The 26,491-nt window shown below is 71.4% G+C and carries 21 protein-coding genes and 2 pseudogenes; 13 read left to right on the forward strand and 10 right to left on the reverse strand.

The genetic code is table 11. The features are described 5' to 3' along the window. Together AB0M46_RS44435 and AB0M46_RS44440 are read right to left on the reverse strand one after the other, a co-directional pair. Window positions 1–653 (reverse strand): annotated as a pseudogene (locus AB0M46_RS44435) (penicillin-binding protein); the annotation flags it as partial. A 165-nt stretch (window positions 654–818) separates the two neighbouring features. Beyond that, complete coding sequence (locus tag AB0M46_RS44440; protein ID WP_363346418.1) at window positions 819–1,244, reverse strand: DUF5318 domain-containing protein; 426 nt, start codon at window positions 1,242–1,244, stop codon at window positions 819–821. A gap of 184 nt (window positions 1,245–1,428) precedes the next feature. Between AB0M46_RS44440 and AB0M46_RS44445 the strand changes: the two genes are divergently transcribed. Together AB0M46_RS44445 and AB0M46_RS44450 are read left to right on the forward strand one after the other, a co-directional pair. Continuing rightward, window positions 1,429–2,031, forward strand: coding sequence for a PadR family transcriptional regulator (locus AB0M46_RS44445; RefSeq protein WP_363346420.1), 603 nt, complete (start codon window positions 1,429–1,431; stop codon window positions 2,029–2,031). A gap of 23 nt (window positions 2,032–2,054) precedes the next feature. After that, window positions 2,055–3,134, forward strand: coding sequence for an inositol-3-phosphate synthase (locus AB0M46_RS44450; protein WP_363346456.1), 1,080 nt, complete (start codon window positions 2,055–2,057; stop codon window positions 3,132–3,134). 50 nt (window positions 3,135–3,184) lie between these two features. On the opposite strand, the gene AB0M46_RS44455 is transcribed toward AB0M46_RS44450, so the two are convergent. Continuing rightward, the gene (locus tag AB0M46_RS44455) at window positions 3,185–3,673 is read right to left on the reverse strand and encodes a methylated-DNA--[protein]-cysteine S-methyltransferase (protein ID WP_363346422.1); all 489 of its coding nucleotides are present in this window, start codon (window positions 3,671–3,673) and stop codon (window positions 3,185–3,187) included. Between the two features lie 82 nt (window positions 3,674–3,755). Between AB0M46_RS44455 and AB0M46_RS44460 the strand changes: the two genes are divergently transcribed. The 3 genes from AB0M46_RS44460 (at window position 3,756) to AB0M46_RS44470 (ending at window position 7,238) form a co-directional block, all read left to right on the forward strand. Then, complete coding sequence (locus AB0M46_RS44460; RefSeq protein WP_363346424.1) at window positions 3,756–4,256, forward strand: NfeD family protein; 501 nt, start codon at window positions 3,756–3,758, stop codon at window positions 4,254–4,256. A gap of 24 nt (window positions 4,257–4,280) precedes the next feature. Beyond that, the gene (locus AB0M46_RS44465) at window positions 4,281–5,804 is read left to right on the forward strand and encodes an SPFH domain-containing protein (protein ID WP_363346426.1); all 1,524 of its coding nucleotides are present in this window, start codon (window positions 4,281–4,283) and stop codon (window positions 5,802–5,804) included. Window positions 5,805–5,867: 63 nt separating this feature from the next. Beyond that, the gene (locus tag AB0M46_RS44470) at window positions 5,868–7,238 is read left to right on the forward strand and encodes an MFS transporter (protein WP_363346428.1); all 1,371 of its coding nucleotides are present in this window, start codon (window positions 5,868–5,870) and stop codon (window positions 7,236–7,238) included. On the opposite strand, the gene AB0M46_RS44475 is transcribed toward AB0M46_RS44470, so the two are convergent. Beyond that, complete coding sequence (locus tag AB0M46_RS44475) at window positions 7,235–8,116, reverse strand: hypothetical protein (RefSeq protein ID WP_363346430.1); 882 nt, start codon at window positions 8,114–8,116, stop codon at window positions 7,235–7,237. The two genes, AB0M46_RS44470 and AB0M46_RS44475, sit on opposite strands and share 4 nt — an antisense overlap. Window positions 8,117–8,335: 219 nt before the next feature. On the opposite strand from AB0M46_RS44475, the gene AB0M46_RS44480 reads away from it, so the two are divergent. Next, window positions 8,336–9,340: a peptidylprolyl isomerase gene (locus AB0M46_RS44480; protein WP_363346432.1), complete on the forward strand. Its 1,005-nt coding sequence runs from the start codon at window positions 8,336–8,338 to the stop codon at window positions 9,338–9,340. Here the strand turns inward: AB0M46_RS44480 and AB0M46_RS44485 are convergent. Continuing rightward, window positions 9,318–10,790: a CCA tRNA nucleotidyltransferase gene (locus AB0M46_RS44485; protein WP_363346434.1), complete on the reverse strand. Its 1,473-nt coding sequence runs from the start codon at window positions 10,788–10,790 to the stop codon at window positions 9,318–9,320. The genes AB0M46_RS44480 and AB0M46_RS44485 overlap by 23 nt on opposite strands. Window positions 10,791–11,197: 407 nt before the next feature. Between AB0M46_RS44485 and murJ the strand changes: the two genes are divergently transcribed. The 7 genes from murJ (at window position 11,198) to AB0M46_RS44520 (ending at window position 19,858) form a co-directional block, all read left to right on the forward strand. Next, a complete protein-coding gene (gene murJ, locus AB0M46_RS44490) occupies window positions 11,198–13,066 on the forward strand; it encodes a murein biosynthesis integral membrane protein MurJ (protein ID WP_363346436.1) in 1,869 nt (622 codons plus the stop codon). Between the two features lie 952 nt (window positions 13,067–14,018). Then, the gene (locus AB0M46_RS44495; RefSeq protein ID WP_363346438.1) at window positions 14,019–15,533 is read left to right on the forward strand and encodes a protein kinase family protein; all 1,515 of its coding nucleotides are present in this window, start codon (window positions 14,019–14,021) and stop codon (window positions 15,531–15,533) included. A 36-nt stretch (window positions 15,534–15,569) separates the two neighbouring features. Beyond that, window positions 15,570–16,205, forward strand: a complete 636-nt coding sequence (gene sigM, locus AB0M46_RS44500) for an RNA polymerase sigma factor SigM (protein WP_363346440.1) — start codon at window positions 15,570–15,572, stop codon at window positions 16,203–16,205. Then, window positions 16,202–17,080 (forward strand): hypothetical protein, encoded by an 879-nt coding sequence (locus tag AB0M46_RS44505; RefSeq protein WP_363346442.1) that lies wholly within the window; start codon window positions 16,202–16,204, stop codon window positions 17,078–17,080. The genes sigM and AB0M46_RS44505 overlap by 4 nt, the downstream gene beginning before the upstream one ends. Window positions 17,081–17,172: 92 nt before the next feature. After that, window positions 17,173–18,099 carry a thioredoxin-disulfide reductase gene (gene trxB, locus AB0M46_RS44510; RefSeq protein ID WP_363346444.1) on the forward strand — a complete coding sequence of 309 codons (927 nt, stop codon included), beginning with the start codon at window positions 17,173–17,175 and terminating at the stop codon, window positions 18,097–18,099. A gap of 27 nt (window positions 18,100–18,126) precedes the next feature. Beyond that, window positions 18,127–18,456, forward strand: coding sequence for a thioredoxin (gene trxA / locus AB0M46_RS44515; RefSeq protein ID WP_363346446.1), 330 nt, complete (start codon window positions 18,127–18,129; stop codon window positions 18,454–18,456). Between the two features lie 223 nt (window positions 18,457–18,679). Further along, the gene (locus AB0M46_RS44520; RefSeq protein ID WP_363346448.1) at window positions 18,680–19,858 is read left to right on the forward strand and encodes an N-acetylmuramoyl-L-alanine amidase; all 1,179 of its coding nucleotides are present in this window, start codon (window positions 18,680–18,682) and stop codon (window positions 19,856–19,858) included. Window positions 19,859–19,898: 40 nt separating this feature from the next. On the opposite strand, the gene AB0M46_RS44525 is transcribed toward AB0M46_RS44520, so the two are convergent. The 5 genes and pseudogenes from AB0M46_RS44525 to rsmG form a co-directional block, all read right to left on the reverse strand. After that, a complete protein-coding gene (locus tag AB0M46_RS44525; RefSeq protein ID WP_363346450.1) occupies window positions 19,899–20,579 on the reverse strand; it encodes a GNAT family N-acetyltransferase in 681 nt (226 codons plus the stop codon). Between the two features lie 292 nt (window positions 20,580–20,871). Then, window positions 20,872–21,441, reverse strand: a pseudogene (locus AB0M46_RS44530) (hypothetical protein); the annotation flags it as partial. Window positions 21,442–21,819: 378 nt separating this feature from the next. Beyond that, window positions 21,820–22,860 (reverse strand): ParB/RepB/Spo0J family partition protein, encoded by a 1,041-nt coding sequence (locus AB0M46_RS44535; protein WP_363346452.1) that lies wholly within the window; start codon window positions 22,858–22,860, stop codon window positions 21,820–21,822. Next, window positions 22,857–24,110, reverse strand: coding sequence for an AAA family ATPase (locus AB0M46_RS44540; RefSeq protein WP_363346458.1), 1,254 nt, complete (start codon window positions 24,108–24,110; stop codon window positions 22,857–22,859). The genes AB0M46_RS44535 and AB0M46_RS44540 overlap by 4 nt, the downstream gene beginning before the upstream one ends. Window positions 24,111–24,635: 525 nt before the next feature. Beyond that, on the reverse strand, window positions 24,636–25,319 hold the full coding sequence (gene rsmG / locus AB0M46_RS44545; protein WP_363346454.1) for a 16S rRNA (guanine(527)-N(7))-methyltransferase RsmG: 684 nt from the start codon (window positions 25,317–25,319) through the stop codon (window positions 24,636–24,638). Window positions 25,320–26,491: the final 1,172 nt, after the last annotated feature.

The raw sequence follows: 26,491 nt of genomic DNA on the forward strand, positions 1-26,491 counted from the left end.
TTCTCACCGATGCGACCCATCGGCGTGACCCCGTCGGAGTAGTAGATCGTCGTCGACTGGTTGATCGCGATGTCATCGGGCAACGCGACCTGGTCAAAGTAGTACGTCCCACTGACCATGCCGATGCCCGCGATCATGATGAACGCCGCGATCGACGCGATGAGAATGTTGCGCCGGCGGCGCTTCTTCGCCTTCGCCGTCACGCTGCGGCCACCCTTGCCGCCCGAGCCGCTTCCGGCACCGCCCGGCGGCAGGTCGCGCGGCGGGCCGCCCGGTCCATCGACGATGTCGCCCAGCCCGACGGAGGCCGACCCGACGACCGCGCGGCCCACGGAGGCGCGCCCCGCCGCGCCGGGCACCGATGCGGAGCCGGTCACGGAGGCGCGGCCGGTGGTCGGCTCGCCCGAGGGGACACGGGCGGCGCCCACGCTCGCGGATCCGGTCACCGAGGCCCGACCGGTGGTCGGCTCGCCGGGCGGGCTCACGCGCGCGGAACCCACACTGGCCGAGCCGACGCTTGCGCGCCCGACCTGGGCACGGCCGGCCGTCGGAGGCGGCGGCGGGACGGGAGAGTGAGGGGAGGGTGGTTCCGGCTGCATTCCGGGAACCTGCGCGCGGCCCGATTGGGGGTTGCTCGGGTCACCGTAGTTCATTCGTCCCACCTTGCCGGTTGCATCGTCGTCGCATGCTCCGTCGCCATCAGGTCTGTGACCTGAGCCACTCACCCGACGCCCGTAGAGCCGCGGCGCCGTCGCGGCGCATCGCGGATCTGTCTCTACAACGCGCCGGCGCTCGGCCCGGGTTCACTCGCAGCGGGTTCACTCGGCTGCCCCTCCCCGCAGCCGCGACGGCCGTTCGCCGTCTTCCGGGTCGGCCGCGAGGCCGTCGCGCCCGAGGAGGTACTGCTCGACGAGGTGGTTCCAGCCGCAGGCGCGGCAGACCTCCACGACATAGACGTGAAACTCACTCAGCGTCATCGCCAGGACCGGCAGCTCGGCGAGGCGGCGGGCCTGCCCCGAGGACTGCCGCAGCTCGTCGCCGTAGATGTAGTGCACGTGGGTGAGGTTCTCGCGCCGGCAGATCGGGCACAGCTCGTCCGTCGGCTCGCCATGGAACTTCGCAGCACTCTTCAGGTAAGGCGACGCGTCGCACACCTCATAGGTGCCGACGCGGCCCGATTGCACCTCGCGCAGGAGGGCGCGTCTCCGCAAGGAGAAGTCCACAACCTGACGCTGGGTGCGCATGGGCCCGAGGGTACGCGGTCCGGCGTCCCACGGCGAGCGTGGTCACGATCGGTAGTCGCGCGATTGACGAGCGGCGCTGTGCCCAAGACCACTTGGTCGGATTTGTTGCATCCCGCCGAACCCCGGCTTACCGTTCGATGTATCGGACCGATACATCGGGCTGGTTACGGGAAGGAGGCCAGGAGTGCTCGATTTGGCGATCCTGGGTCTGCTTCACGAGTCCCCGATGCACGGTTATGAACTGCGCAAGCAGCTCACGACCAAGCTGGGGGCGTTCCGCTTCGCCATCAGTTACGGATCGCTGTACCCCACGCTGCGCCGCCTGCAGGCGGACGGCTGGATCACCGAGGGTGCGCCGCCGGCGGACATGCCGGCGAGCGCCGAGGAGGTGCCCCTGCTGACCGGCAAGCGGGGCCGCGTGGTCTACACGATCACCGCGGAGGGCAAGGAGCGGTTCCAGGAGCTGCTCAGCGCCGCCGGTCCCGAGACCTACGACAGCGAGGCCGGTTTCGGGGTCCATTTCGCGTTCTTCGCGCGCACCGACCCCGCGACCCGGCTGCGGATCCTCGAGGGCCGCCGCCGGCGGGTCGAGGAGCGCCGCGAAGGCATGCGCGACGTGCTGAGCCGGGCCGCCGAGCGGCTCGACACCTACACGCGCGAGCTGCAGCGCCACGGCCTGGAGGCCTGCGAGCGCGAGGTTCGCTGGCTCGAAGAGCTCATTGCGAACGAACGCAAAGGCAACACCCCTCAGCCGCCTTCGGCAGAAGGTCCGGAGCGGTCATCGTGACCAACAAGAAGGAGGCATCCGCGATGGGCTCCGTCCGCGTTGCCATCGTCGGTGTCGGCAACTGCGCCTCGTCCCTGGTTCAGGGCGTGGAGTACTACCGCAACGCCGACCCGAATGACCGGGTACCGGGTCTCATGCACGTCAAGTTCGGCGATTACCACGTCGGCGACGTCGAGTTCGTGGCGGCGTTCGACGTCGACGCGAAGAAGGTCGGGCAGGATCTCGCCGCCGCCATCGGCGCGAGCGAGAACAACACCATCCAGTTCTGCGACGTGCCGCCCACCGGCGTGACCGTCCAGCGCGGCCCGACGCTCGACGGCATGGGGCAGTACTACCGCGAGATCATCGAGGAGTCCGACGAGCAGCCGGTCGACGTGGCCGCCGCCCTGCGCGAGGCGCGGGTCGACGTGGTCGTGTGTTACCTGCCGGTGGGCTCCGAGGAGGCCGACAAGTTCTACGCGCAGGCCGCGATCGACGCCGGCTGCGCCTTCGTCAACGCGCTGCCGGTCTTCATCGCTTCCGACCCGGTCTGGGCCAAGAAGTTCGAGGACGCCGGCCTGCCGATCGTCGGCGACGACATCAAGAGCCAGGTCGGGGCCACGATCGTGCACCGCGCCCTGGCCAAGCTGTTCGAGGACCGCGGGGTCGAGCTGCTGCGCACCTACCAGCTCAACTTCGGCGGCAACATGGACTTCATGAACATGCTGGAGCGCACCCGCCTGGTCTCGAAGAAGATCTCGAAGACCCAGTCGGTGACCTCCCAGATCCCGCACGAGATGGTGAAGTCCGACGTGCACATCGGCCCGTCCGACCACGTGCCGTGGCTCGACGACCGCAAGTGGGCGTACATCCGCCTCGAGGGCAAGTCGTTCGGCGACACGCCGCTGAACGCGGAGCTCAAGCTCGAGGTGTGGGACTCGCCGAACTCGGCCGGCGTGATCATCGACGCGCTGCGGGCAGCCAAGATCGCCAAGGACCGCGGTATCGGCGGCCCCATCCTGTCCGCGTCGAGCTACTTCATGAAGTCGCCGCCGGTGCAGTACAGCGACCACGACGCCCACGCTTCGGTCGAGGCGTTCATCGAGGGCGAGATCGAGCGCTAGATCGCTCACGCAAAAGGGCCGGTCCGCGTGCGGGCCGGCCCTTTTGCGCTTCAGAACAGCCCGAACTCCCGCTCGATGCGCACCCGGGCCTCGAGCTCCAGCAGGTGCTTCTTGCGCCACAGGCCCCCGCCGAAGCCGACCAGCTTGCCGCCGGCCCCGACCACCCGATGGCAGGGGATGATGACCGGGATCGGGTTGCGGTTGCACGCGGTGCCGACCGCCCGGGCCGCGTCCGGCTCCCCAACCGCCGCGGCGATCTGGCCATAGGTGCGCATCTCGGCGTACGGAATCGTGTAGAGCTGCCACCAGACCGCCCGCTCGAAGGACGAGCCGCCCTGCACCGACAGCGGCACGGTGAAGTCGACCGCCTCGCCGGCGAAGTACCGCGTCAGCTCGTCGGCGGCGCGCTCGAGCAGCTCGTCGGGCGGCGACACGGGCCGGCCCTCGGGCACCCCGCCGAACTGAACGCGGCAAATGCCAGATTCGTCCGACGCCACACCCAGCGCATCGATCGGGGCCTGTACCTCCACCCACCGCATGGCGTCGATTGTGCTCCTTTTGCCCGACGACCCGGGTGGCGCAGGGGGGTTACCCTCCAGTTGTCCTGGAGGGGAGGGGACGGTGGAGACGACGTTCCTCGTCATCGGCGGAGTCGGTGTCGTGGTGCTGGCCCTGTCCGTGCTCATCGGTGACCTCTTCCACTTCGGCCATCCCGACGCCGCCGGGCCCTTCTCGGTGCCCGCCGTCGCAGGCTTCATCGGCGCCTTCGGCTTCGCCGGCGCCGCGGTGGCCGCCCTCACCGGCTCCGGCGGCCTGCTGGTGCCGGTCGCCGCGGGCGTGGTCGCGGCCCTGCCGACCGCCTGGGCGGCGACCCGCATGGCCCGCATGGCCATGAACATGCGCACCGACGCGACCCCGACGCAGCTCGACATGATCGGCACCACCGGCGTGGTCGTCACCGCCATCGCGGGCAACGCCTTCGGCGAGGTCCGTATTTCCCTCGGCGGCCAACCGGTCAAGCTCAGCGCCCGCGCCGACCGCCCGATCCCCCTCGGCGCCCGGGTCCTCGTGGTGGAGGCGACGAGCCCCACCAGCGTGATCGTCGAAGAAACAACTCTGTAAGTACCCCCCTCGGAAGGGTTGTCGATGGATACCGTCCTGCTCGTAGCGATCGGCGGCGGCGTGCTGCTGATCCTGTTCCTGGTGATCTTCATCGTGTCGCGCATCAAGGTGGCCGGCCCGAACGAGGCCTTCATCATCACCGGCCGCAAGGGCAAGTCGGTGCAGGCCGTCGACGGCACCCGCTCGACCGACCTGTCCGGCCAGAAGGTCGTCATGGGCGCCTCGGTCTTCGTGATGCCGATCGTGCAGAAGCTGCAGGTGCTCGACCTGTCCAGCCGCCGCATCCACGTCGAGATCAACGGCGCGGTCAGCAAGCAGGGCATCCGGGCCAAGCTGCAGGGCGTGGCGATCGTCAAGGTCGGCGGCACCGAAGGCGCGATCCGCGCCGCCGCCCAGCGCTTCCTCAACCAGCAGCAGGGCATCGACCTGTTCACCAGCGAGGTCCTGGCCGGCGCGCTGCGCTCGATCGTCGGCCGGCTCACGATCGAGGAGATCATCCGGGACCGCACCGCCTTCGCCAGCGCGGTCGCCGAGGAGGCCGAGCACTCGCTGACCAACCAGGGCCTGGTGCTCGACGCCTTCCAGCTGCAGGACATCTTCGCCGACGGCTCGTACCTGGCCGACCTGGGCCGCCCGGAGGCCGCCCGCGTGCTGCGCGACGCCTCCATCGCCGAGGCGCAGGCCCGCCAGGCCGCCGAGTCGGAGCGGCTCAAGTCCGAGGAGGCGATCGCCGAGGCCAACCGCAACCTCGCCCTTAAGCAGGCGGGCATCCAGGCCGAGATCGACGCGGCCAAGGCGAAGTCGGCCGCGGCCGGCCCGCTCGCCCAGGCCGAGCGGGACCAGGCGATCCTCGCCGAGCAGCAGAAGGTCGCCGAGCGCAACGCGGAGCTCAAGGAGCGCCAGCTCGACACCGAGGTGCGCAAGCCGGCCGACGCCGAGCGGTACCGGGTCGAGCAGGAGGCCGAGGCGGCCAAGAACGCGACCATCGCCAAGGCCGAGGCCCAGCGGCAGGCCACCATCGCCAACGCGCAGGCCCAGGCCGAGCAGGCCCGCCTCACCGGTGAGGGCGAGCGGTCCCGCCGCGCGGCCCTGGCCGAGGCCAACGCCATCGAGGGCGCCAAGGAGGGCGAGGCCGAGCAGCGCCGGCGCGTCGCCATCGCCGAGGCGCTCGAGCGCGAGGGCTCGGCCGAGGCGTCCGCCATCCTGGCCCGCGGCCAGGCCGAGGCCGAGGCGATGAAGCTCAAGGCCGACGCGTTCGCCACCTACGGCGAGGCGGCCATCCTCGACCTGCTCGTGCGCGTCATGCCGGACGTGGTCAAGGCGGCCAGCGACCCGATGAGCAACATCGACAAGATGACGGTGATCTCCACCGACGGCGCGTCGTCGATCACCAAGTCGGTGGCCAACAACGTCGCCCAGGGCCTGCAGCTGGGCACCGACCTCACCGGCATTGACCTGCCCAAGCTGCTCAGCAAGCTGGGCGGGCTGGCCCAGGACGACGCCGAGCCGGTCAACGGCCGCCCCGCGGTCGAGGCCCCCAAGAAGTAGGACCCCGTTCGCGAAGGGCCCGCGGCACCCGCGCGGGCCCTTCGCGCGCCGTAGGCTTTGGCCGTGTCTGCCCTCGCCGCCGTTCAGCCCCACACGCACTTCGTCCGGGCCGTGCTGCGGCAGCGGGGCTTCCGCCGGCTGGTGGCGGTCCGGATGATCGCCCAGGTCGGCGACGGGCTCTTCCAGGGCGCGCTGGCCGGCAGCGTGCTGTTCAACCCGGAGAAGCGGGCCGGCGGCATGGCCATCGCGGCCGGCTTCGCGATTCTGCTCCTGCCGTACTCGCTGATCGGGCCCTACGTCGGGGTGTTCCTGGATCGCTGGCGCCGACGCTCCATCGTGAGCGTGGCCAACCTGATCCGGGCGGGGCTGGTGCTGCCGATCTCGCTCTACGTCTGGTGGGGGGAGCATTCGCCGGCACCGTTCCTGCTCGCCCTGATCGTCATCGGCCTCAACCGGTTCTTCCTGGCCGGCCTGTCCGCCGCGACGCCGCACGTGGTCACCGACCAGATGCTGGTGACCGCCAACTCGTTCGCCGCCACGCTTGGCTCGCTGAGCTTCTCGGCCGGCATCGGGCTGGGCGCGGCGCTGATCAGGGCGATCCTGGGCACGTCGTTTCACGGCTACGCGCTGGTGGCCGCGCTCGCCGCAGTGTTCTACCTGGTCTCCGCGCTCGTCGGGCGGGTCTCGTTCGGCCCCGACGAGCTCGGCCCGGACGCCGCGAGCCGGCGGGGCGGCTCGATCCTCGGCGCGATCCGCGAGACCAGCCGCGGCACGGCGGCCGGGGCGCGGCATCTCGTGACCAAGCGCGGCGCCGCCTACCTGATGCTCGCGCAGGCGATGTTCCGGCTGCTGTACGGCGTGATCCTGCTCGCCAGCCTGCTGCTCTTCCGCACCGCGTTCAACCACGGCAGCAACGTGAGCGGCTCCTTCGGTACCCTCGCCAATGCTTTTCTCGCCGGTGGCGTCGGGATGCTCATCGCGTCGTTCGTGACACCCCCGATCACCCGCCGCGTGGGGGGCTGGCGCTGGGTGGCGGCCCTGCTCGCGGCCACCGGGGCGGCCATCCTCGGCTTCGGGCTGCCCTTCGACCCGGTGCTGCTGCTCGGCGCGGTGTTCGTCACCAACGTCGCGGCCCAGGGCATCAAGATCGTGACCGATACGTCGCTGCAGCACGAGTGCGCCGACGAGTTCCGCGGGCGGGTCTTCAGCCTCAACGACACCGCGTTCAACGTGACGCTGGTGGCCGGGATGTACCTCGGCGCGCTCACCCTGCCCGACGACGGGCGGTCGGCGCCGGTGCTCGGCGTGGTCGCCGTGGGTTACGTACTGGCCGCGGCCGGCTACGCGGCGCTGGGCGGCCGCTGGGCCCGCCGGGTCGGCGACGACATCGCCGGCCCCGGCGGGCGCGTGCCCGGTGGCACTCAGGAGTTCTAGCTGCTCTTGCTGAGCGTCTGGGTGAACTGCGGCCCGATGATCGTGAGCGTCGAGCCGCTGCAGCTGTACTTCGCCGGGCTGTCGTCGGCGTCGAGGGGATCGGTCTCGTCGATGTTCGCCGAGGGCGCCTTCAGGTTGGTGGTGCCCGTCGCCGACACGTTCGTGTAGGTGAAGCTGCCGTTGCTGGTGGCCACGTCCCCGGTCACCGTGCCGTTGATCGTGATCGTGATCGGCACCGCCGTGCCCTGGACGGTCGGGTTGCCGGTGAACGTGCTGTCCTTGTAGGTCTCGGTGAAGTGACCCTCGGGCGTGAGCTTCACCGTCGAGCCGTTCTTCTGCAGCGTGATCGGCACGTTGCCGACGTTCTCGACGACCTGCTGGATCGTGTACTGCGTCGTGTTCCACGTCCCGATGACACACGTGTCGATCGCGGCGGTCGGCTTCCCGGTCGCCTTGGCGGTGGCTGTGGCGGTCGCGCCGCCGGTCGGCCCGCCGGCCTGCGGGTCGGCCTTCTTGTCGTCCCCGCCCTTCTTGACCACGGCGACCACGACGATCGCGACGACCAGGACCACGAGCACGCCGGACAGCGCGAGGATCGGGGTCAGGTACTTGTTGCGCGAGGAGCCGCCGCCGCTGCCGCCGTAGGTCGCGCCGTAGGCGCTCGGCGGGGCGCTGATCGGGTCGGAGTACGACGGTACCGAGCTTGCGGGATATTCGGGGTACGACGGCGTCGAGCTCGCGGGGTATCCGGCATAGGGCTGCTGTCCGCCGTACGGTGCGCCGCTGTAGGGCGTGCCGCTCGTCGGCTGCTGTGGCGCCTGCGGGACGCCTCGATATGTGCGGCACTGCGTGCAGTAGCCGTTCGCATCAATGCCCATGCCGCCGCAGTTGGGACACGGCTGCATGTCTGCCTCCAGATTCAAGGAAAAGCCCGGCCCCCAGGGGTGCGGCCGGTTTCATGTGTTAGCGACGGTAGCGGACCCCGTCTACGCGCAGAAGCGACCGAAACGCCACATGCCCGACGCCCGCCGGTCGGGCTTCCGACAAGGAGCAACAACTGCCGAACCAGTGGCTATATGTAGTCGTACGATTACAATATGTCAACACCACCGGAGCCCGGCGCCACGCGGCCGCCGGAGCTGGCCGAGCCGCTGCCGCCCGCCGCGCCCGAGCCGGGGCGACCCGGCGCGGTGCGGTCCGGGCCGATGCGCGACGCCGCGCCGCGCTCCTCCCGCGAAGACCCTCCGCTCCCTCCGCCCCAGGCGCTCCCGTCCGGCCCCACGCCGCCGCGCGCTTCTTGGATCGTGCCCGTCGTCGGCGGCGGGGCGCTCGCCCTCATGGTCTGCGGGTTGGTCGCCTACCTCGTGTTGAGCCAGTCGGGTCGGTCGGTCGAGGCGATCGGCGGGGCCATCGCCAGCAGCGGGGCAAGCGGTGCCGAGCGGGGGCCGGCGCCGCAGGTCGGGGCGCCGATCATCGAGTCGCCGGCGTCCAGCGCGGCCGCCGCCGGGCCGACCGGCGCACGTTCGGCGGTGCCCGGTGGGGTGCCCTGCGCCTACGCCTCGGCCGGGCGCGGCGAGGGCGACACGCGCCTGGTCGCCACGCCCGCGCCCAAGGCCACGCTCACCGGGCGGGTGGCCGCCACGATGGAGACCAACCTCGGCGCCATCGGGATCCAGTTGTACGCCGACCGGGCCCCCTGCACCGTGAACTCCTTCGTGCACCTGGCCCGCGACGACTTCTTCAGCGACACGTCGTGTCACCGGCTGACCACGGACGGGCTGTACGTCCTGCAGTGCGGAGACCCGAGCGGGACGGGCACCGGGACGCCGGGATACCAGTACGGCGAGGAGAACCTGCCCACCACGCTGCCGCCGTACCCGCGGGGGACGCTGGCGATGGCCAATTCCGGGCCGGGGACGAACGGGTCGCAGTTCTTCCTGGCGTACAAGGACAGCGACATCCCGCCCGATTACACCGTCTTCGGCACGGTGACCAGCGGGCTCGACCTGCTCGACCGGATCGCCGCGGCCGGCACGACGACCGGCACCCCGGACGGGCCGCCGAAGCTCGGCGTGCGGATCAGCGAGATCCGGGTGTCGTGATCCCTTCGGCCTGCGCCCACGTCATAAGCTCGGCGATGGCTTCGTCGTGCTCCAGCGGGCCGCGCTCGAGGCGCAGGTCCTTCAGGTAGCGCCAGGCGCGGCCGACGATCGGGCCCGCGGGCACTCCCAGCAGCTCCATGATCGCGTTGCCGTCGAGGTCGGGCCGGACCCGGGCCAGGTCCTCCTCGGCGGCGATGCGCGCGATCCGCTCCTCCAGCGCGTCGTAGTCGGCCGCGAGCTGGGCCGCCTTGCGCCGGTTGCGGGTGGTCACGTCGGAGCGGGTGAGGCTGTGCAGGCGGGACAGCAGCGGTCCGGCGTCGGTCACGTAACGGCGCACCGCCGAGTCCGTCCACTCCCCGCGGCCGTACCCGTAGAAGCGCAGGTGCAGCGCGACGAGCTCGGCCACGTCCGAGATCACGTCCTTCGGGAACTTCAGGGCCTTCATCCGCTGCTTGGTCAGCCGCGCCCCGACGATCTCGTGGTGGTGGAAGCTCACCCCGCCGTCGGGCCCGACGGCCTTGGTGGCCGGCTTGCCGACGTCGTGCATGAGCGCGGCCATGCGCAGCGTGAAATCGGCGCCCTCGCGCTCGTGGCCGATCGCGTTGCGCACCACGATCAGCGTGTGCTCGTAGACGTCCTTGTGCTGGGCGTGCTCGTCGATCTCCAGCTTGAGGCCGATCAGCTCGGGCAGGAACTGCTCACCCAGGCCGGTGTCGACCAGCAGGCGCAGGCCGGCGACCGGGTCGGCGCCGCACATGAGCTTGACGAACTCGTCGCGGATCCGCTCGGCGGTGATCCGGGACAGGTCGCCCGCCATCGCGACCATGGCCGCCCGCACGTCCGGCGCCACCCCGAAGCCCAGCTGGCTCACGAACCGGGCGGCGCGCAGCATGCGCAGCGGGTCGTCGGCGAAGGACTCCTCCGGCGCGCCCGGGGTGCGCAGCACGCGCTCGGCCAGGTCGGTCAGGCCGCCATAGGGGTCGGTGAACTCGTGCCCGGGCACCGAGACCGCCATCGCGTTGACGGCGAAGTCGCGGCGGCGCAGGTCGTCGATGAGCTTGTCGCCGTACCGCACGATCGGGTTCCGGCTGACCCGGTCATAGGCGTCGGCGCGGAACGTCGTCACCTCGATGCGCAGGCCGCGGCGGGCCAGCCCGATGGTGCCGAATTCCTGCCCGGTCGTCCAGACCGCCTCGGCCCAGCCCTCGATGATGCGCAGCGTCTCCTCGGGCCGCGCGTCGGTGGTGAAGTCCAGATCGTCGCCGAGCCGCCCGAGCAGGGCGTCGCGCACCGAGCCGCCGACGAGATGCAGCTCCTTGCCGGCCATGGCGAAGCGCCGGCCGAGCTCGTCGGCGACCGGGGAGACGCGCAGCAGCTCGTGCACTGCGCGGCGCTGGGCCTCGGTGAGGGCGCGGGCGGTGGGATTTGTCTGGCTCTTCAGCTCGGGCATCGGTCGCTCAGCCTATCGCGATGGGGGGAAGCAGGCACCGAGGGTAGCGGGCCCGTGTGCGGCCCGTCGCGCGAAATCCTCCCCGACCGGAAGTGTCGCCGGATGCCACTATGGTCGTGGCTGCGAGCGCAAGCACGGGCGATTCGAGGTGGCGAATGGATCCGGGGACCGACCCGTCCCAGCGGGAGCGCTGGAACGGCGAGCCGACCGTGCGGATGCGGCCGGCCGGGGCTCATCGCGCGCCCGATGAGCCGCCCGCGCCCGTTCTCCCTTCCGGAGACAGCTTCCCTACGCCGCCTGAGGGGCCTACGCAGGTGGTACCGCCGCCCGGCGCCTTGCCGCCGCCTGGCTTCGTGCCGCCCCCAGGCGCCTTGCCGCCTCCTGACTTCGTGCCGCCGCCTGGCTTCGTGCCAGCTCAACATTCGGGCTATCCGGCCGCGCCGGGTGCTCCGGCGGCGTTCGAGACCACGCCGGCGGAACGGAACAACGATCCCGGGAAGCCGGTGCGCCTGCGCGTCGGCCGGCGGCCGGAGGGCATGACCGTCGACCCGGCCAACGCGCCGACCGTGGCGATGCCGCTGTTCATCCCGCGGCCGCAGGTGGTCGCCGACGCGCCGGTCGTCGAGGAGACGGCGCCGCCGAGCGCAGCCGACGACGACGGCACCGGCACCGTGGTGCGCAACAGCAGCACCATGGCCGTGCTCAGCCTGGTCAGCCGGGCCACCGGCTTCCTGCGGGCGGCGGCCATCGCGGCGGCCATCGGCGGCCAGGTCGTCGGCGACGACTACACGCTGGCCAACAACCTGCCCAACCAGGTGTACGAGCTGCTGCTCGGCGGCGTGCTGGCCAGCGTGCTGATCCCGACCCTCGTGCGGGCCCGCAAGGAGGAGCCCGACCGCGGCGAGGCGCACGCCCAGCGCCTGCTCACCCTGGCCGCCGTCGCCCTCGGCGCGGCCACCCTGATCGTGGTGATCGCGGCCCCGCTGATCACCGCGATGTACACGCTGGGCAACGATAAGGTCACGACGGCCGACCGGGACCTGATCACGCTGCTGGCGTACCTGCTGCTGCCCGAGATCTTCTTCTACGGCCTGGCCGGCATCTTCGCCGCGATCCTCAACGTCCGTGGCCACTTCGCCGCGCCGATGTGGACGCCGATCCTCAACAACATCGTCATCATCGGCACCGCCGGCGTGTTCATGGTGGTCCGCGGCGGTGGCAAGCTGCCGACCCCGGACACGATCACCCTCACCCAGGTGCTCGTGCTCGGCCTGGGCACCACGCTGGGCATCATCGTGCAGGCGGCCGGCCTGTGGCCCGCGCTGCGCAAGACCGGGTTCCGCTGGAAGTGGCGCTTCGACTTCCGCAAGCTGGGCCTGCGCGAGCTGGGCAAGCTGGGCGCCTGGATGCTGCTGTACGTCGGGGTGTACCAGCTCGGCATCACCGTCGTCATGGCCCTGGCCAAGAACAACCAGCTCCGCGGCGGCGAGGGGCCGGCGGTCTTCAACAACGCCTTCCTGATCTTCATGATGGCCCACGGCATCGTCGCCGTCTCCGTCATCACCGCGATCATGCCCCGCATCTCGGCCGCCGCCGCCGACGGCCGAGTCGCCGACGTGACCGACCAGCTGGCCCACGCCAGCCGCCTGGCCTCGGTGATCCTGATCCCGGCCGCCGCGGTGTATATCGTCCTGGGCCGCCCGCTCGCCGTGACCCTGTTCGCCTGGGGCAACTACAGCTACCCCCAGGCCCTGTCCACCGGCTCGGTCGTGGCCGCCGCCGGCGTCGGCCTGGTCCCGTTCGCCCTGAGCCAGATGCAGACGAGCGTCTTCTACGCCATGCGCGACACGAAGACCCCGGCCCTGGTCAACATCGGCGGCGTGGCCGTGCGCCTGGTCCTGGACGTCGCCTTCTACTTCGTCCTGCCGGTCGCGGTGGTGACGACCTCGCTCATGGTGGGCACCGCCCTGTCCTATGTCGCCGCCCTGCTGGCCGGCTACGTATTACTGCGCCGCCGCCTCGGCCACCTGGGCCTGCGCCGCCTGCTGGACACCCTGCTCCGCCTGGCCGCCGCCGCCGCGGCCGGCGGCCTGCTGGCGCTGGCCGTGACCTGGCTGATCGCCCAGATCATCGACCCGGGCAAGCTGCAGGGCGTCGTCCAGCTGGTGATCGGCAGCGGTGTGCTCCTCGCCACGTACGCCGTCGCCGCCGCCTTCCTGAAGGTCCATGAGGTCCGCCAGTTCGCCGGCATGATCCGCTCCCGCCTGGGCCGCTGACCTGAGCCGCCGCCTCGAGGTCTCAGCTCCGAGCTGGGCTCCAGGCCGCGGCTCCACGGTCGCAGCGGGGCCGGGCCTCCGGGGCCGCAACTCCGGGCTGGGCCTCCTCCGGCCGCAGCCCCGCCCCGGGCTCCAGGGCTGCGGACCGCAGGGGCCGCGGGCTCCGCGGTCGCAGGCTGCAGGGCCGCAGCCCCGGGGTCGGCCCTCCAGGGCCGCAACTCCGGGCTGGGCCGCAGCCCGAAGCCGAGCCTCCGGGATCGCAGCCCCGGGTCGCCGGCACCTGCCGGGGCCTCGACCGCCGCGGCCGCCGGGCCCGCGGTTGCCATCGCCCTCCCGCTGCGGCCGTCCTCACACTCCACCAAGCGGACGGGGTCGCCGCGGCCACCGGACATCGCGCGCCGTTGCCGGAGAGGCGTGGTCCCGTCATAGTGTCACGCGGGAAGAGACGCAGGTCACTCTCGGCGCGCTGCCGGGCCGCACAGAGGCCGCAAATCCGGCTAAATGCTTCGCGCCGGGTGGGAAATGCGGCACGAGGGCGTGAAACGCAGGGTGACGTATTGCGTGGGATGGGTGGGGTGCGTGTGACTGGTGACGGGCGACGCCCGCAGGCCGTTGACCAACCGGCAAAATTGGCGATTTGTCGCATTTGTCAAATGACAGCCGGGCGTAGCAGGCATGGCGGGACGGGCCAGGGGTGGCAGGGCGGGACACGGCGGGCGAGAGCCGCGACAATTCGGTGAAAAGTCGGTAAAGCAGAAATGGCTGCCATGTCGCGATATGGGTGATCAATTGGCCTCGCGCGGGGTGGTCCGGAGATGATGACGTGTCCGCGACCGAACTGGCGACAGGTAAGGTCAACCCCGGCGCCATGCCGAAGCGCTTAGGCTTAGTGACTGCGACTCGCGTTACGACGGACGCCACAGGTCGGCACACGGATCGGAAGGGAGGACGGGTGGCTGAGCTCGACGAAGGGCTGGAGGCTTCGGGGGGCACTCCCCGGGTCCTGACCTTCGGCACCCCATCCGTCGGTGAAATCCTTGCCGAGCGATACCAGCTCGAAGAGCACATCGGCAACGACTCGCTGGGCCGCCAGCTGTACCGCGGCATCGACGTCATCCTGCGCCGCCCCGTGGCGGTGGTCCTGCGCTACCCCGGTGGGGAGAGCGCCAAGGAGATGCTGGGCGCGGCGGTCGCGGCCAGCCGGATCGTGCATCCGCACCTTGTGGGCGTTTACGACGCCATCGACGAGGGCGGCCGGGCGTATGTCGTGCGCGAGTGGGTCGACGGCATCGCGCTGCGCGACATCGTGGCCTCCGGGCCGCTCGATGCCGGGCGCTCGGTGGCGATCGCGTGGGCGGTCACGGACGCGGTGGCGGCGCTGCACGGCACCGGCATGGCGCACGGCAACGTGCACCCCGGGACCGTGCTGGTCGCGCACGACGGCCGGGTAGTGCTGACGGACGCGCGCGCGGACGACCGCGCGACGCCGGAGAGCGACGTCCGGGCGATCGGCGCGATCCTGTACTGCGCGCTGACCGGGTACTGGCCGCACGCCGAGGCCGGGGTCTACTCCGTGCCCGACGGCGTCCGCGACTCCTCGGGCGCGCTGACCACGCCGCGGCAGGTCCGCGCCGGGGTGCCGGCGCCCCTCGACTCGCTGGTCGCCGACCTGCTCAACGCCGATCTTCCGCTGCCCTCGGCCGAGTCGCTCGCCGGGGAGCTCGCCTCGTTCGGCGGCCTCGACGAGGACGAGATCGCGGCGGCCGAGGACGGCGGGCGGGTCGACTTCGCCGCGTTCGACTCCGCGGCCGCGGCGGCCGCGCCGCCGAAGCCGGCCGGGCGCAAGCTCGCCGTCGGCGTCGTCGGGCTGCTGGTGCTCGCGCTGGCCGGGACGCTGGCCGCGGCCCGAGTGCTGGGCGATCCGGCCACGCCGGAAGCTCCGGTCCCCACGTCGACCGGGGCCAGCGCGTCGCAGCCGGCCAAGCCGGCCGGGCAGCCGACCGAGATCAGGATCGACCCGAGCAAGGTGCGGATCGTCGACCCGCAGGGTAACGGGTCCGAGAAAAAGGGCGCGGCCGACACCGTCGACGGTGACCCCAACACGGTGTGGAAGACCGACAAGTACACCAAGGCCAATTTCGGCGGCACCAAGCCCGGCATGGGCGTGTTGATCGACCTCGGCGACTTCAAGCAGGTCGTCTCCGTGCAGGTCGTGCTCCAGACGCCCGGTGCCGACGGGGAGCTGCGCACCGGCACCACCGATCTGGGCGCGAGCGCGGCCGGGGACGCGCAGACCGTGGCGCAATACACGGTGGTCGGGCAGCCGCGCCAGAACATGGGCAGCACCACGCTGTTCACCGGGCCGGAGCAGAAAACGCGGTTCCTCCTCGTGTGGATCACCAAGCTGCCGAAGGACGGCAACGGGTATCGGGTGGCTATCGGAGAGATAACCGTCCGCGTGCAGTGACCCCACGAACCGGGCCCGGTCGATAAAGTGCGTGCCGTGGACGCCGACGAGCCGGGCCCGCGCGAGGTGCGCGACGATGCCTGGCTGCTGCGCGCCCACGCATCCGGGGATCCCCACGCCTTCGCCGAGCTCGTGCGCCGCCACCGGGACCGGCTCTGGGCGGTCGCGCTGCGCACCATCGGCGATCGCGAGGAGGCCGCCGACGCGCTGCAGGACGCGCTGCTGTCGGCGTTCCGGGCGGCGGGCAGCTTCCGCGGCGACTCGGCCGTCACGACCTGGCTGCACCGGATCGTGGTGAACGCCTGCCTGGACCGCGCAAGGCGACGGCAGGCCCGCCCGACCGTGCCGCTGCCCGAGACCGACATCACGCCGGCGCCGGCGACCGACCGCGACACCGCGATGGACGTCCAGCAGGCGCTGCAGCAGATCCCGGCCGAGCAGCGGGCCGCCCTCGTGCTCGTGGACGTGCAGGGGTACGCGGTGGCCGAAGCCGCCGCCATGCTCGGCGTCGCGGAGGGCACCATCAAGAGCCGGTGCGCACGCGGCCGGGCCCGGCTGGCGCTGCTCCTGGGCCACCTGCGGAACCCCGTCGACGGCGCCCGCGTCCCATCACCGGACGGCCGCACCAAGGCCGACATTCCAACCGCGTCCGCAAAGGAGGGTGGCGCGTGACGGCCTTCTCCGAAGCCGACCTCGACCGGCTCGCCGACTTCGTCGGCGGGGCGTTGGACGGCACCCCGGAGGCGGACGACGTGCGCCACCTGGTGACCACCGACACGGCGTGGGCGGAGGCCTACGCGGCGCTGGTGGCCGCCGACGCCACCATGCGCGACGAGCTCCACGCGCTGGGTGCGCAGGCTCCCGCGGTACCGCTGGAAGTGCAGCAACGGCTGGACGCGGCCCTGACGGAGGCGATCACCGCGCCCCCGGCGGACGCCCCGGTGGTCGACCTCGACCGGGCACGGCAGGCGCGCCGGCAGCGGCGTGGGCGCTGGATCGCTGGGCTGGCCGCGGCGGCCGCGGTGATCGTCTGTGGCGGGGTGGGCGTGCAGGTGTTCCGCTCGTTCGGGCAGGGCGGGGCGCAGAGCGCGGCCGACCTGCCGCACGTGGCGGCGGCGCCGGACGCCCGCAGCGACTCGGCGGCCGGCGGCCCGGGCGCGAGCGGCCCGGTGATCAGCAGCGGGCGCGACTACGGCCGGGGCACGCTGGGCGACCTCGCCCGCGGCGGGACCGGCTCGACGGCCAACCTGCAGGGGGCGGAGGGCGCGGGGACGGGCACCGCCCCGGGCGCGGCGAGCGTGACGGGGCCGCTGTCCCGGCTGGCCGGTCCGGCCGCCAGGGGCGCCTGCCTAGCCGCGATCACCAGGGAATACGGTGGTCAGGTGTCGCTGGTCGACTACGCGGCGTTCGAGGGACAGCCGGCGCTCGTGGTGGTGCTGGACGGCACGCGGGTGGGGGCGGGCAAGCGGCTCGTCGTCGCCGTCGGGCCAAACTGCGGCATCGGCGGCGCCATCGCCGACGAGCGGTACCGGACCACCGTCCCGTAGTGGTGATGTGGCACACGAGTCACCGCCAACCGGGAATTGCCAGTTCGTAGGATGACGTTTTGCTGGCACAGGCTGAAATCGAGGAGTCGACCGTGGATGAGGTCCGCAACCTGATCATCGTGGGGTCCGGTCCCGCCGGGTACACGGCTGCGGTCTATGCCGCCCGTGCCAACCTCAAGCCGCTGGTGATCGAGGGAGTCACCTCCGGTGGCGCGCTGGTGACGACCACCGAGGTGGAGAACTTCCCGGGCTTCCCGGACGGCATCAACGGCCCGGAGCTCATGGACAACATGCGCAAGCAGGCCGAGCGCTTCGGCGCCGAGTTCGTCACCGACGACGCCACCCGCGTGGCCCTCGAGGGCCCGGTGAAGAGCGTGTGGGTGAACGAGACGGAGTACCGCGCCAAGGCGGTCATCATCTCCACCGGCTCGGCCTGGCGCCCCCTGGGCGTCCCCGGCGAGCAGGAGCTGCTCGGCCGCGGCGTATCGGCGTGTGCCACCTGTGACGGCTTCTTCTTCCGCAACGAGAACATCGTGGTCGTCGGCGGCGGCGACTCGGCCATGGAGGAGGCGACCTTCCTCACCCGGTTCGCCTCCAAGGTCACGATCGTCCACCGCCGCGACGAGTTCCGCGCCAGCAAGATCATGGCCGAGCGGGCGCTGACCAACGAGAAGATCGAGGTCCTCTGGAACAGCGTCGTGACCGAGGTCCTCGACGGTGGTGGCCGGGTCGGCGGCATCAAGGTCAAGAACGTGCAGACCGACGAGGAGACCGAGCTGCCGGTGGCCGGCGTGTTCGTGGCGATCGGTCACGACCCGCGCAGCGAGCTGTTCCGCGGTCAGGTAGAGCTCGACGACGAGGGGTACGTGAAGGTCGCCTCACCGGGCACCCGCACCAACATCGAGGGTGTGTTCGCCGCCGGCGACGTCGTCGACCACACCTACCGACAGGCGATCACCGCCGCGGGCACCGGCTGCGCCGCGGCCCTGGACGCCGAGCGGTTCATCGCCTCGCTGTAACGAGAAGCTTCAAGAGAAGGAGAGCGCATGGGAGCCATCCAGCCCGTCAGTGACAAGACCTTCGAGGTCGACGTCCTCAAATCGGATATTCCGGTTCTGGTGGACTTCTGGGCGGAATGGTGCCAGCCGTGCCGCAAGATCGAGACCATGCTGAACGAGATCGCCGCCGGTGAGCTCGCCGACAAGGTGAAGATCGTCAAGGTCGACATCGACAGCAACCCCGAGACCGCCCGCGCCTACCAGGTGCTCTCGGTGCCCACGCTGACCGTGTTCAAGGGCGGCGAGCCGTTCCGGTCGGTCGTCGGGGCCAACCCGAAGAGCGCCCTGGTCCGGCTGATCGAGTCGGCCCTCGACTGATCCTTCTCGCACTCGACGTTTTCCGCCCCGCTCCCGGAGTTCCGGGGGCGGGGCGAGTGTCTTGTCCGGCGTTCTGGGCAGGGGCGCTGGGGCGCGGCCCCGAGGTGGGCGGAGTACGCTGCCTCGCGGGTGCGGCGCTGCGTGGGTAATTCGCCCCATGACGACGTGCTCGGCCGGGCACGTACGATTCCGTCGCGGGTCACAGGCTTTTCAGGAGGACCATATGCGGGCTATCCGGCGCGGGGCGCGGGGCGCGGCGGTTGCCGAGATCCGCAGCATTCTTGTCGTGCTGGAGCTGCTCGAAGACCTCCTGCCGTCCGATCCGTCGGCGACCGATCCGGAGTACGACGAGGACGTCGAGCGGTCCGTGCGGGCCTTCCAGCAGAGCCGCGGCCTCACCGTCGACGGCTCGGTGGGCGACGAGACCTGGCGGGCGCTGGACGCGGCCCGCTGGCGGCTCGGCCAGCGCGCGCTCTTCCACACCGTCGCCGACCCCTACATCGGCGACGACGTCCGGCAGCTGCAGGAGCGGCTGCTCGAGATGGGCTACAACCCGGGCCGCGCCGACGGCATCTACGGCGGGCGCACCGCCCACGCCGTGGCCCAGTTCCAGCGCGAGGTCGGCCTGCGCCCCGACGGGGAGTGCGGCCCGGCGACCGTGGGCGCCCTGCGCCGGCTCGGCCGCAAGGTGATCGGCGGCCGGCCGCAGCTGCTGCGCGAGGCCGAGGCCTTCCGCGAGTCCGGCCCGACGCTGCTCGGCAAGCGCATCGTGATCGACCCCGGGCACGGCGGACCGGACGCCGGCCACGTGGTCCCCGACGGCCCGCTGCGATGGGTGGAGGCGGACCTCGTGTATGACCTTGCGGCCCGCCTGGAGGGCCGTCTGGCGGCCGCGGGGATGCGGGTGAACCTCACCAGGGGTCCGCAGCCCACGACCGCCCTGAGCGACCGGGACCGGGTGCAGCTCGCCAACGAGCTCGGCGCCGACCTCCTCATCTCGATCCACCTCGACGGCCACCACAGCCCCGCGGCCGACGGCGTGGCGACCTACCACTACGGCTCGGTCTCCGGCCCCACCTCGGTCGTGGGGGAGCGGCTGGCGGGTCTCGTGCAGCGGGAGATCATCGTGCGCACCGGGCTGCGCGACTGCCACACGCACGCCAAGACGTGGGAGCTGCTGCGGCTGACCAAGATGCCGGCCGTGCGGGTCGACGTGGGCTACCTGACCTCGCCCAGCGACCGGCGTCAGCTCATCGACCCGGCCTTCCGCGACCGGGTGGTGGAGGCCATCATGGCCGCGGTGCAGCGGATGTACCTCCCGGTGGAGGCCGACGTCCCGACCGGCTCGATCGACGTCAGCCTGCTGCGGGCCCTCACCGGCCAGAAGGCGCCCATCGCCTGAGCCATGTGTTACCCAGCGACGCCGCGCGGTAGCGCTGGGTTCAGCCGGACGTCATTTCGCGCGTTGCCGGGCGAACCGGGAGGACGGGGCGAAGCAGCGATTCCGGGCTCATCGACCCGAGCAGCTTCTCCAGCGCGTACTCCACGTCGGACTTCCACGACAGCGCCGTGCGCAGCTCGAGGCGCAGCCGGGGATAACGCGGATGCGGTCGTACCGTCTTGAAGCCGATCGACAGGAAGAAGTCGGCCGGCGCCAGGCAGCCCCGCTCGTTGCGGCCGGCCTCGTCGACCTCGCCGAACTTCGCGTCGCCGAACGCCTCGATCGCCTTGACGCCACGCTTGGTGAGGTCGCGGGCGACGCCCTGGATGAGCATGCGGCCGAGCCCGCCGTCGGCGAACGGCTGGACGACGTGGACCGTCATCAGCAGTACCGCATCCGCCGACACCGGCGACGTCGGGAACGCCATGCTGCGGGGGACGTAGGCCGGCGGGGCGAACATCACGAAGCCGGCCGGCATGCCGTCGACGTAGACGAGCTTGCCGCACGAGCCCCACTCGAGCAGCGTCTGCGAGACCCAGGCCTCCTTCTCCAGGCCGGGGTCGCCGTTGGCGCAGGCGCGGTCGGCCGCGACCGGGTCAAGCTCCCAGAACACGCATTCGCGGCACGATCGAGGAAGATCCTCGAGGGTGTCGAGCGTCAGACTTACGAGACGTCGCGACATTGGTCCATCTCCACCGCACCCGGCATTAGCTCGTCATGATGGTACGCACTCGTGATCCGCCGTGGGAGGCATCCGCCCACAGTTCCTCATCTCTTGACCCACTGTCCCCGCTGTCGACGACGGCTGGGACTGGTGCGGTTGGCGAGGCTTTCCACGGTACCGGTGCCAATTATGCTTTTGGGTTTTCCGAAACGTCGCCGTTGCCCTCGGCCGGCTCGGGGACCACGATGTTGTCGCTCTCCTGGGCGGCCGCGGCCGGCTCCAGGGCGTCGCCGGCCTCCTGCGGGGCGAGGCTCGCGGGGGCGGTCCAGTTGATGCGCGGCGGCTCGGCCAGTGGGCGGCCGCCGAACTCGGCGAGCCACGCGGCGACCAGCGCCAGGTTCTCCCGCCAGTGCTCCTCGGGGATCGCGGGGAGGATGTCGTCCCACAGCGCGAGGAATGTGCCCTGCAGCTGAAGGCGACCGTACGGCCGGGCGAGGAACCACACGTGCAGGTGCGCGGCGCCGTCGCCCCAACGGTTCACGTGGACCCGCGCCACGCCGTCGAGTGAGCGGATCGCGCGCTCCAGCCGGACCGTCATCACGCCGAGCTCGGCGGCGAGCATGTTCGGCAGGTCGCCGAGGTCGAGGTGCGAGCGGGACTCGAGGATGAGCACGGCCGGCAGGCCCGTCGGCCGATCGAGGGAGCGGACCCGCCAGCGGTCGCTCACCCAGATGTACGCCTCGTCCGGTGCGGCGCACGCCCGGCACTCCGAGGGGTTGTCGCCGTGGCGGGGCGGCTCCACCGGCACGGGTTCGAGGAGGCGCTTGACCCGGAGGTCACCCTCGAAGGGAAAGGTCGGCCAGTGCGTGAAGGCAGGCAGAGAGGGCTGCGTCTCGGACACGAACTGACCCTAACCGACCGCGGGGCTCGATGTCCGCACCCTGTGGACAGCCGCCTCGCATCTTCCCCGGGTCGAGAAGTTATCCACAGGTACGTCCCCCGCCCCTGTGGATGACGGCCACGCCCGCGTGTGCGGTCATCCACAGGCACCCGAACGATGGACCACGGAGTTTCACGTGAAACGGGTGAGCCTGTGGATAACCCCTGTGGACAAACTTCCCTAGAAACCGTTCTCTCAGGATTTCTAGCCAGCCGATTTTCGGCGCCCCGGCCATCAGAAACGGGCAATTTGGCGTTGGAAACGACCGAGGGCCGGATCCTCGCGGATCCGGCCCTCAGGGCTGTCGGTGTCGGGCGGTCACTGCTCCCGCTGAGCCGCCGACTGCTCCTCCGGCACCCCGATGATCCCGACGATCCGCTCGAGGTCGTCGACGGTCGCGAACTCTATCGTGATGCGACCCTTGCGCCGGCCGATGTCGACCTTCACCCGGGTGTCGAACCGGTCCGAGAGGCGGTCGGCCAGATCCGACAGCGCCGGCGCGTGCGGCTTGGGCCGCCGCTGCGCGGGGGGCTGCTTCTTGGCCGAGCCGCCCTCCGAGACCGCGAGCGAGACGAGCTCCTCGGTGGCGCGCACCGAGAGGCCCTCCGCCACGATCCGGGTGGCGAGCTGCTCCTGCTCTTCGGAGTCGTCGAGGCCGAGCAGCGCCCGGGCGTGACCCGCGGAGAGCACGCCGGCCGCGACCCGCCGCTGCACCGGGGCCGGCAGGTTCAGCAGACGGATGGTGTTCGAGATCTGCGGCCGGCTCCGCCCGATGCGCTTGGCGAGCTCCTCGTGGGTCACCCCGAACTCGTCGAGCAGCTGCTGGTACGCGGCCGCCTCTTCCAGCGGGTTGAGGTTCGCCCGGTGGATGTTCTCCAGAAGCGCGTCGCGGAGCATCGCGTCGTCGCGCGTCTCGCGGACGATCGCCGGGATGGCCTCCTTGCCGAGCGCCTGGGCGGCGCGCCACCGGCGCTCGCCCATGACGAGCTCGTACTGCTTCTCCCCGTCAATGTCGCGCAGCTCGCGCACGACGATGGGCTGGAGGAAGCCGACCTCCTCGATCGAGGTCTTCAGCTCCTCGATCGCCTCGTCGTCGAACACCTGCCGCGGCTGCTTCGGGTTGGGCACGATCGCGCCCACCGGGATCTCGGCGAAGCGGGCGCCGGGCACCGGGGCGAGGGCCGTAGTCGTCTCGGTCCCGGCCTCGGGGGCCGCGGCCCCAGTGGCCACGCCGGCGCTCGGGGCGGGCGGCGTGGCGAGCGCGGTCGCCGTGCCGGCCGTACCCTCGACCGGCGCGGCGGCGGTGGGGATGAGGGCACCGAGCCCTCGACCGAGACCTCCACGTCGGTTGGACTTCATGCGATGCCTCCAACTTGCGCACCCTGCGCGCCGCGCAGCGCGATCTCCTGCGCCGCCTCGAAATAGCTGACCGCACCCCGGGAGCCGGGGTCGTACGTCATGACCGACTGGCTGTAGCTCGGCGCCTCGGACACCCGGACGTTGCGGGGGATGACGGCGTTCAGGCACTTCTCGCCGAAGTGGTTCCGCACGTCCTGCTCGACGAGGTCAGCCAGGCGGGTGCGCCGGTCGTACATCGTGAGGAGCACCGTCGTGATGTCCAGGTGCGGGTTCAGGTGGGACCGCACCAGCTCGATGTTGTTGGTCAGTGCCTGCACACCCTCCAGTGCGTAGTACTCGCACTGAATCGGGATGAGCACCTCTTCGGCGGCGACGAGCGCGTTGACCGTGAGCAGACCAAGCGACGGCGGGCAGTCGATGAAGATGTAGTCGTAGGCGTTGCCGCCCGCCTCGATCGCGCGCTTGAGCCGCGACTCGCGGGCGACGACCGAGACGAGCTCGATCTCCGCCCCGGCGAGGTCGATCGTCGCTGGGACCGCCCACAGGTTCGGGATCCCCTCGACCTGCTGGGTCACCGCGTCGAGCGGGGCGCCGTCGATGAGGCAGTCGTACACGTCCGGCACGCCGGAGTGGTGCGGAACGTTGAGTCCGGTGGAGGCGTTGCCCTGAGGGTCAAGGTCGATCACCAGGACGCGGTTGCCATGGAGCGCAAGGGCGACGGCGATGTTGACCGCGGTGGTCGTCTTTCCTACGCCGCCCTTCTGGTTGGCCACACACATGGTGCGCCGCCGTGGTGGGCGGGGCATGGTGACCTCCCCACTCGGGTTGAGAATCTCCACGGCGCGCTTTGCCTCCTGTGCCAGCGGGGGATCTTCGGTTTCACGTGAAACGTACGCGTCAGTCATTGCGCCCTCGGTATCCGCGGTGACGACGGATGGGTGCGGCCGGGGGGATGGTGGGTTCCGTCGCTCGGGTCGCACCTCGGCCGGAGTAGCGTCGACCGGCGGCGTTACTCCCCGGCCGTAAAGGGTACCGGTTGACGGTCGCTCACTTGGGGTCGCAACGTGAAACTCCACCGTGCTCCCGCGTGTCGGCTCCGGAGTTCGTGGCTCGGGGCTCCCGACGTCGGGCCGGGGCTGGGATACCGCCCGGCCCGTGGGACGGACGCCCCAGCCCTCTATCCCCGTTTCACGTGAAACGTGATCGTCTGCATCGCCGTAGCCCGGACCATCACCGCTGTCGCGCACCATGTCAGTCCCGTCCCGCTCGGAAAGATGTGCACCCTCGGCCGCCTCGCCCGAGGCATGAGCCTGTCCGTCTGAAGCCGTCCGGGCGGTACCGGATCTCTGGGCGTCCTCCTCGGCCCCGTCGAATCCGTCGGTTCCGTCGGCCTGGTCGATTCCTGTGGCCCGTTCGGTGCCGTCGGTACTTGCGGTGCCGTCGGTCGTAACGGTGCTCTCGGCCTTGGAGGTCGCTCCGCTCGGATCCGTTCCGTCCAGGACAGGTTCGTCTTCGGCGAGGCCCGTTCCGTCGGACAGAAGAGTGGCGCCCGGCCAGCCTACGGCGCTTCGCCGGGCGGAGCCATGACTCACCGGCGCGTCGTTGGCCTTCTCACCCCGACTCGTGCGCCAAAAGACCAGAAATCCGTCAACTCGGCGTAGTAGGCCGCCGAGCCGCTGTACCGGCGACATCGGCCATCCGATGCCGACCGCCCTGCCGTCCCCCATGAGTGCCTCCGCGTTCCCCCTCGCCCGAGGTCGCGCTGCGCCCCGGGGTCACCGGCCGCGACGCCCCCCGGCCTTTCGAGGACGCGCGACTTCCCGCTCGCGCACGATCTCGACGACCGTGGTGGGCTCGGCGAGGAGCCCGTCCCCACACAAGCGCACCGACGGCATCCCCGCACCGAGCCGGCCGAGCACCTCCGCGTGCTCGGCAATCTCGGCCGCCGCGGAGGCGCCCTTCAACGCGAGCAACCGCCCCCCGACGGCGGTGAGGGGAAGACACCAGCCGGCGAGTCGATCCAGCGGAGCGACGGCCCGGGCGGTGACGACATCGGCGAGGGGAAGCTTCCCGACGCACTCCTCGGCCCGGGCACGGACCACGGAGGTCCGCTCGAGGCCGAGCGCCGTCACCGCTTCGGAAAGGAATGCGGTACGTCGTGCGAGCGGCTCGACCAGGGTGACGGACAGGTCGGGACGAGCCACTGCCAGCACCATACCGGGCAGTCCGGCCCCTGACCCGACGTCGACCACCGAGGCACCCGACGGAATGAGGTCCGCGAGCACGGCGCAGTTGAGGAGGTGGCGCTCCCAGATCCGCGGGGCCTCCCTGGGGCCGATGAGGCCGCGCACGACGCCATCGGTGACGAGAAGCTCGGCGTAGTGGCGCGCCTGGGTCAGGCGGTCACCGAAGACCTTCTCGGCGGCGGGGAGGATCTCGCTGGGCACTGCACCATCCATCCGTCAAGCAAACCATGCGGGCCAGCCGCCGATGGGATGCGGGGGAGCGATCTTCTGGGGCTCCTGTTTCACGTGAAACGGGAGCGTTGGAGGCCCCCTTCATGCGGCGATGGCGAACTGCCCACCTTGGCGGACCTTGGCTTGGCGAGTGGGCTCCTCCGTCGCGTAGGTCGGTCAGTGGGGCTCCTCCTATGGGACCTCTGGCCTGGTGGCTGTTGTGGACCCGTACGGTCATCGCCGCCGTGTCGTCGGCGTGGCCCCCCTTCGTGGGGTCAACCGCGGCCCCTTCAGGCGGGGTCGGCCACGATGGGGCGGTCCGGGAGTCCTGGTCGAGCGGGCCGTTCGATTATCCCTGGGGTGCTTGGTCGCGTGCCTCATTCGGGCTCCCGGCTTGTGGTGGGTCTGTGTGGTCGTTTGGTGCGTTGGTCCGCCGTGAGCGGACCGGGGCACGGCCGCCGCCTTCGGGCCTGGGGTTGCGCTCGGCGGACCGAGCCGGAGTCGAAGCAAAGGGGTGGTCGGCCCGACGCGACCCTGGTCTGGTGCAATCCCGCGCGACGCAGCCCCGGCGTAGCCCGGCGCAACCCGACTCGACGCGATCCCGCGTGCCGTCCCCGGCGCGACTCGGCTTGGCGCAACCCAGCGGGACACCGCCCAGCGCGACCCCGCATGCCCCGGTCCAGCGGGCCCGGCACGGGGCGGCACAGGGCGGTCCGGCGTGGGGCGGCACAGGGCGGTCCGGCGTGGGGCAAGGCGGGGCGGGGCGGGGCGGCGTGGGACGGGGCGGCAAGGGCAGCGCGACCCGGCGCAACCCCGGAACGCCAAGCGCGACTCGGCTTGGTGCAATCCAGCGGGGACGCTGGCCGGCGCAACCCCACGTGCCTCAGCATGGCGCGGTCCGGGCGTAGCCCGACCCGACTCGCGGCGGCCCGGCGTAGCGCCGAGGACGCTGCGACGCGGCGTCGCCCGGCGCAGAGTGCTGGTTGCGACGCCGCTCGACGCAAACCCATCCGACCCAACCCGATCCGGTCCGGCGCGATCTGACCCAGCGGAGCCCATCCGGCGCGGGGCGGCACGGGCGGCACGGCACGGGGCAGACGGCGCGGTCCGGGGCGGCGCGGCACGGGCGGGGCGGACGACATGGGGCGGCACGGCATGGGGCGGCACGGCGCGGC

Origin of the sequence: Dactylosporangium sp. NPDC051485, assembly GCF_040682015.1 — a bacterium.
GTDB lineage: Bacteria > Actinomycetota > Actinomycetes > Mycobacteriales > Micromonosporaceae > Dactylosporangium.

Coding starts and splice junctions, on each gene's coding strand:
- AB0M46_RS44450 (WP_363346456.1), top strand. CDS start 2,055: ATGGGCTCCGTCCGCGTTGCCATCGTCGGTGTCGGCAACTGCGCCTCG.
- AB0M46_RS44525 (WP_363346450.1), bottom strand. CDS start 20,579: ATGTCGCGACGTCTCGTAAGTCTGACGCTCGACACCCTCGAGGATCTT.
- rsmG (WP_363346454.1), bottom strand. CDS start 25,319: ATGGATGGTGCAGTGCCCAGCGAGATCCTCCCCGCCGCCGAGAAGGTC.
- trxA (WP_363346446.1), top strand. CDS start 18,127: ATGGGAGCCATCCAGCCCGTCAGTGACAAGACCTTCGAGGTCGACGTC.
- AB0M46_RS44540 (WP_363346458.1), bottom strand. CDS start 24,110: ATGGTGCGCGACAGCGGTGATGGTCCGGGCTACGGCGATGCAGACGAT.
- AB0M46_RS44465 (WP_363346426.1), top strand. CDS start 4,281: ATGGATACCGTCCTGCTCGTAGCGATCGGCGGCGGCGTGCTGCTGATC.
- AB0M46_RS44480 (WP_363346432.1), top strand. CDS start 8,336: ATGTCAACACCACCGGAGCCCGGCGCCACGCGGCCGCCGGAGCTGGCC.
- AB0M46_RS44475 (WP_363346430.1), bottom strand. CDS start 8,116: ATGGGCATTGATGCGAACGGCTACTGCACGCAGTGCCGCACATATCGA.
- AB0M46_RS44485 (WP_363346434.1), bottom strand. CDS start 10,790: ATGCCCGAGCTGAAGAGCCAGACAAATCCCACCGCCCGCGCCCTCACC.
- AB0M46_RS44535 (WP_363346452.1), bottom strand. CDS start 22,860: ATGAAGTCCAACCGACGTGGAGGTCTCGGTCGAGGGCTCGGTGCCCTC.
- AB0M46_RS44440 (WP_363346418.1), bottom strand. CDS start 1,244: ATGCGCACCCAGCGTCAGGTTGTGGACTTCTCCTTGCGGAGACGCGCC.
- AB0M46_RS44520 (WP_363346448.1), top strand. CDS start 18,680: ATGCGGGCTATCCGGCGCGGGGCGCGGGGCGCGGCGGTTGCCGAGATC.
- AB0M46_RS44455 (WP_363346422.1), bottom strand. CDS start 3,673: ATGCGGTGGGTGGAGGTACAGGCCCCGATCGATGCGCTGGGTGTGGCG.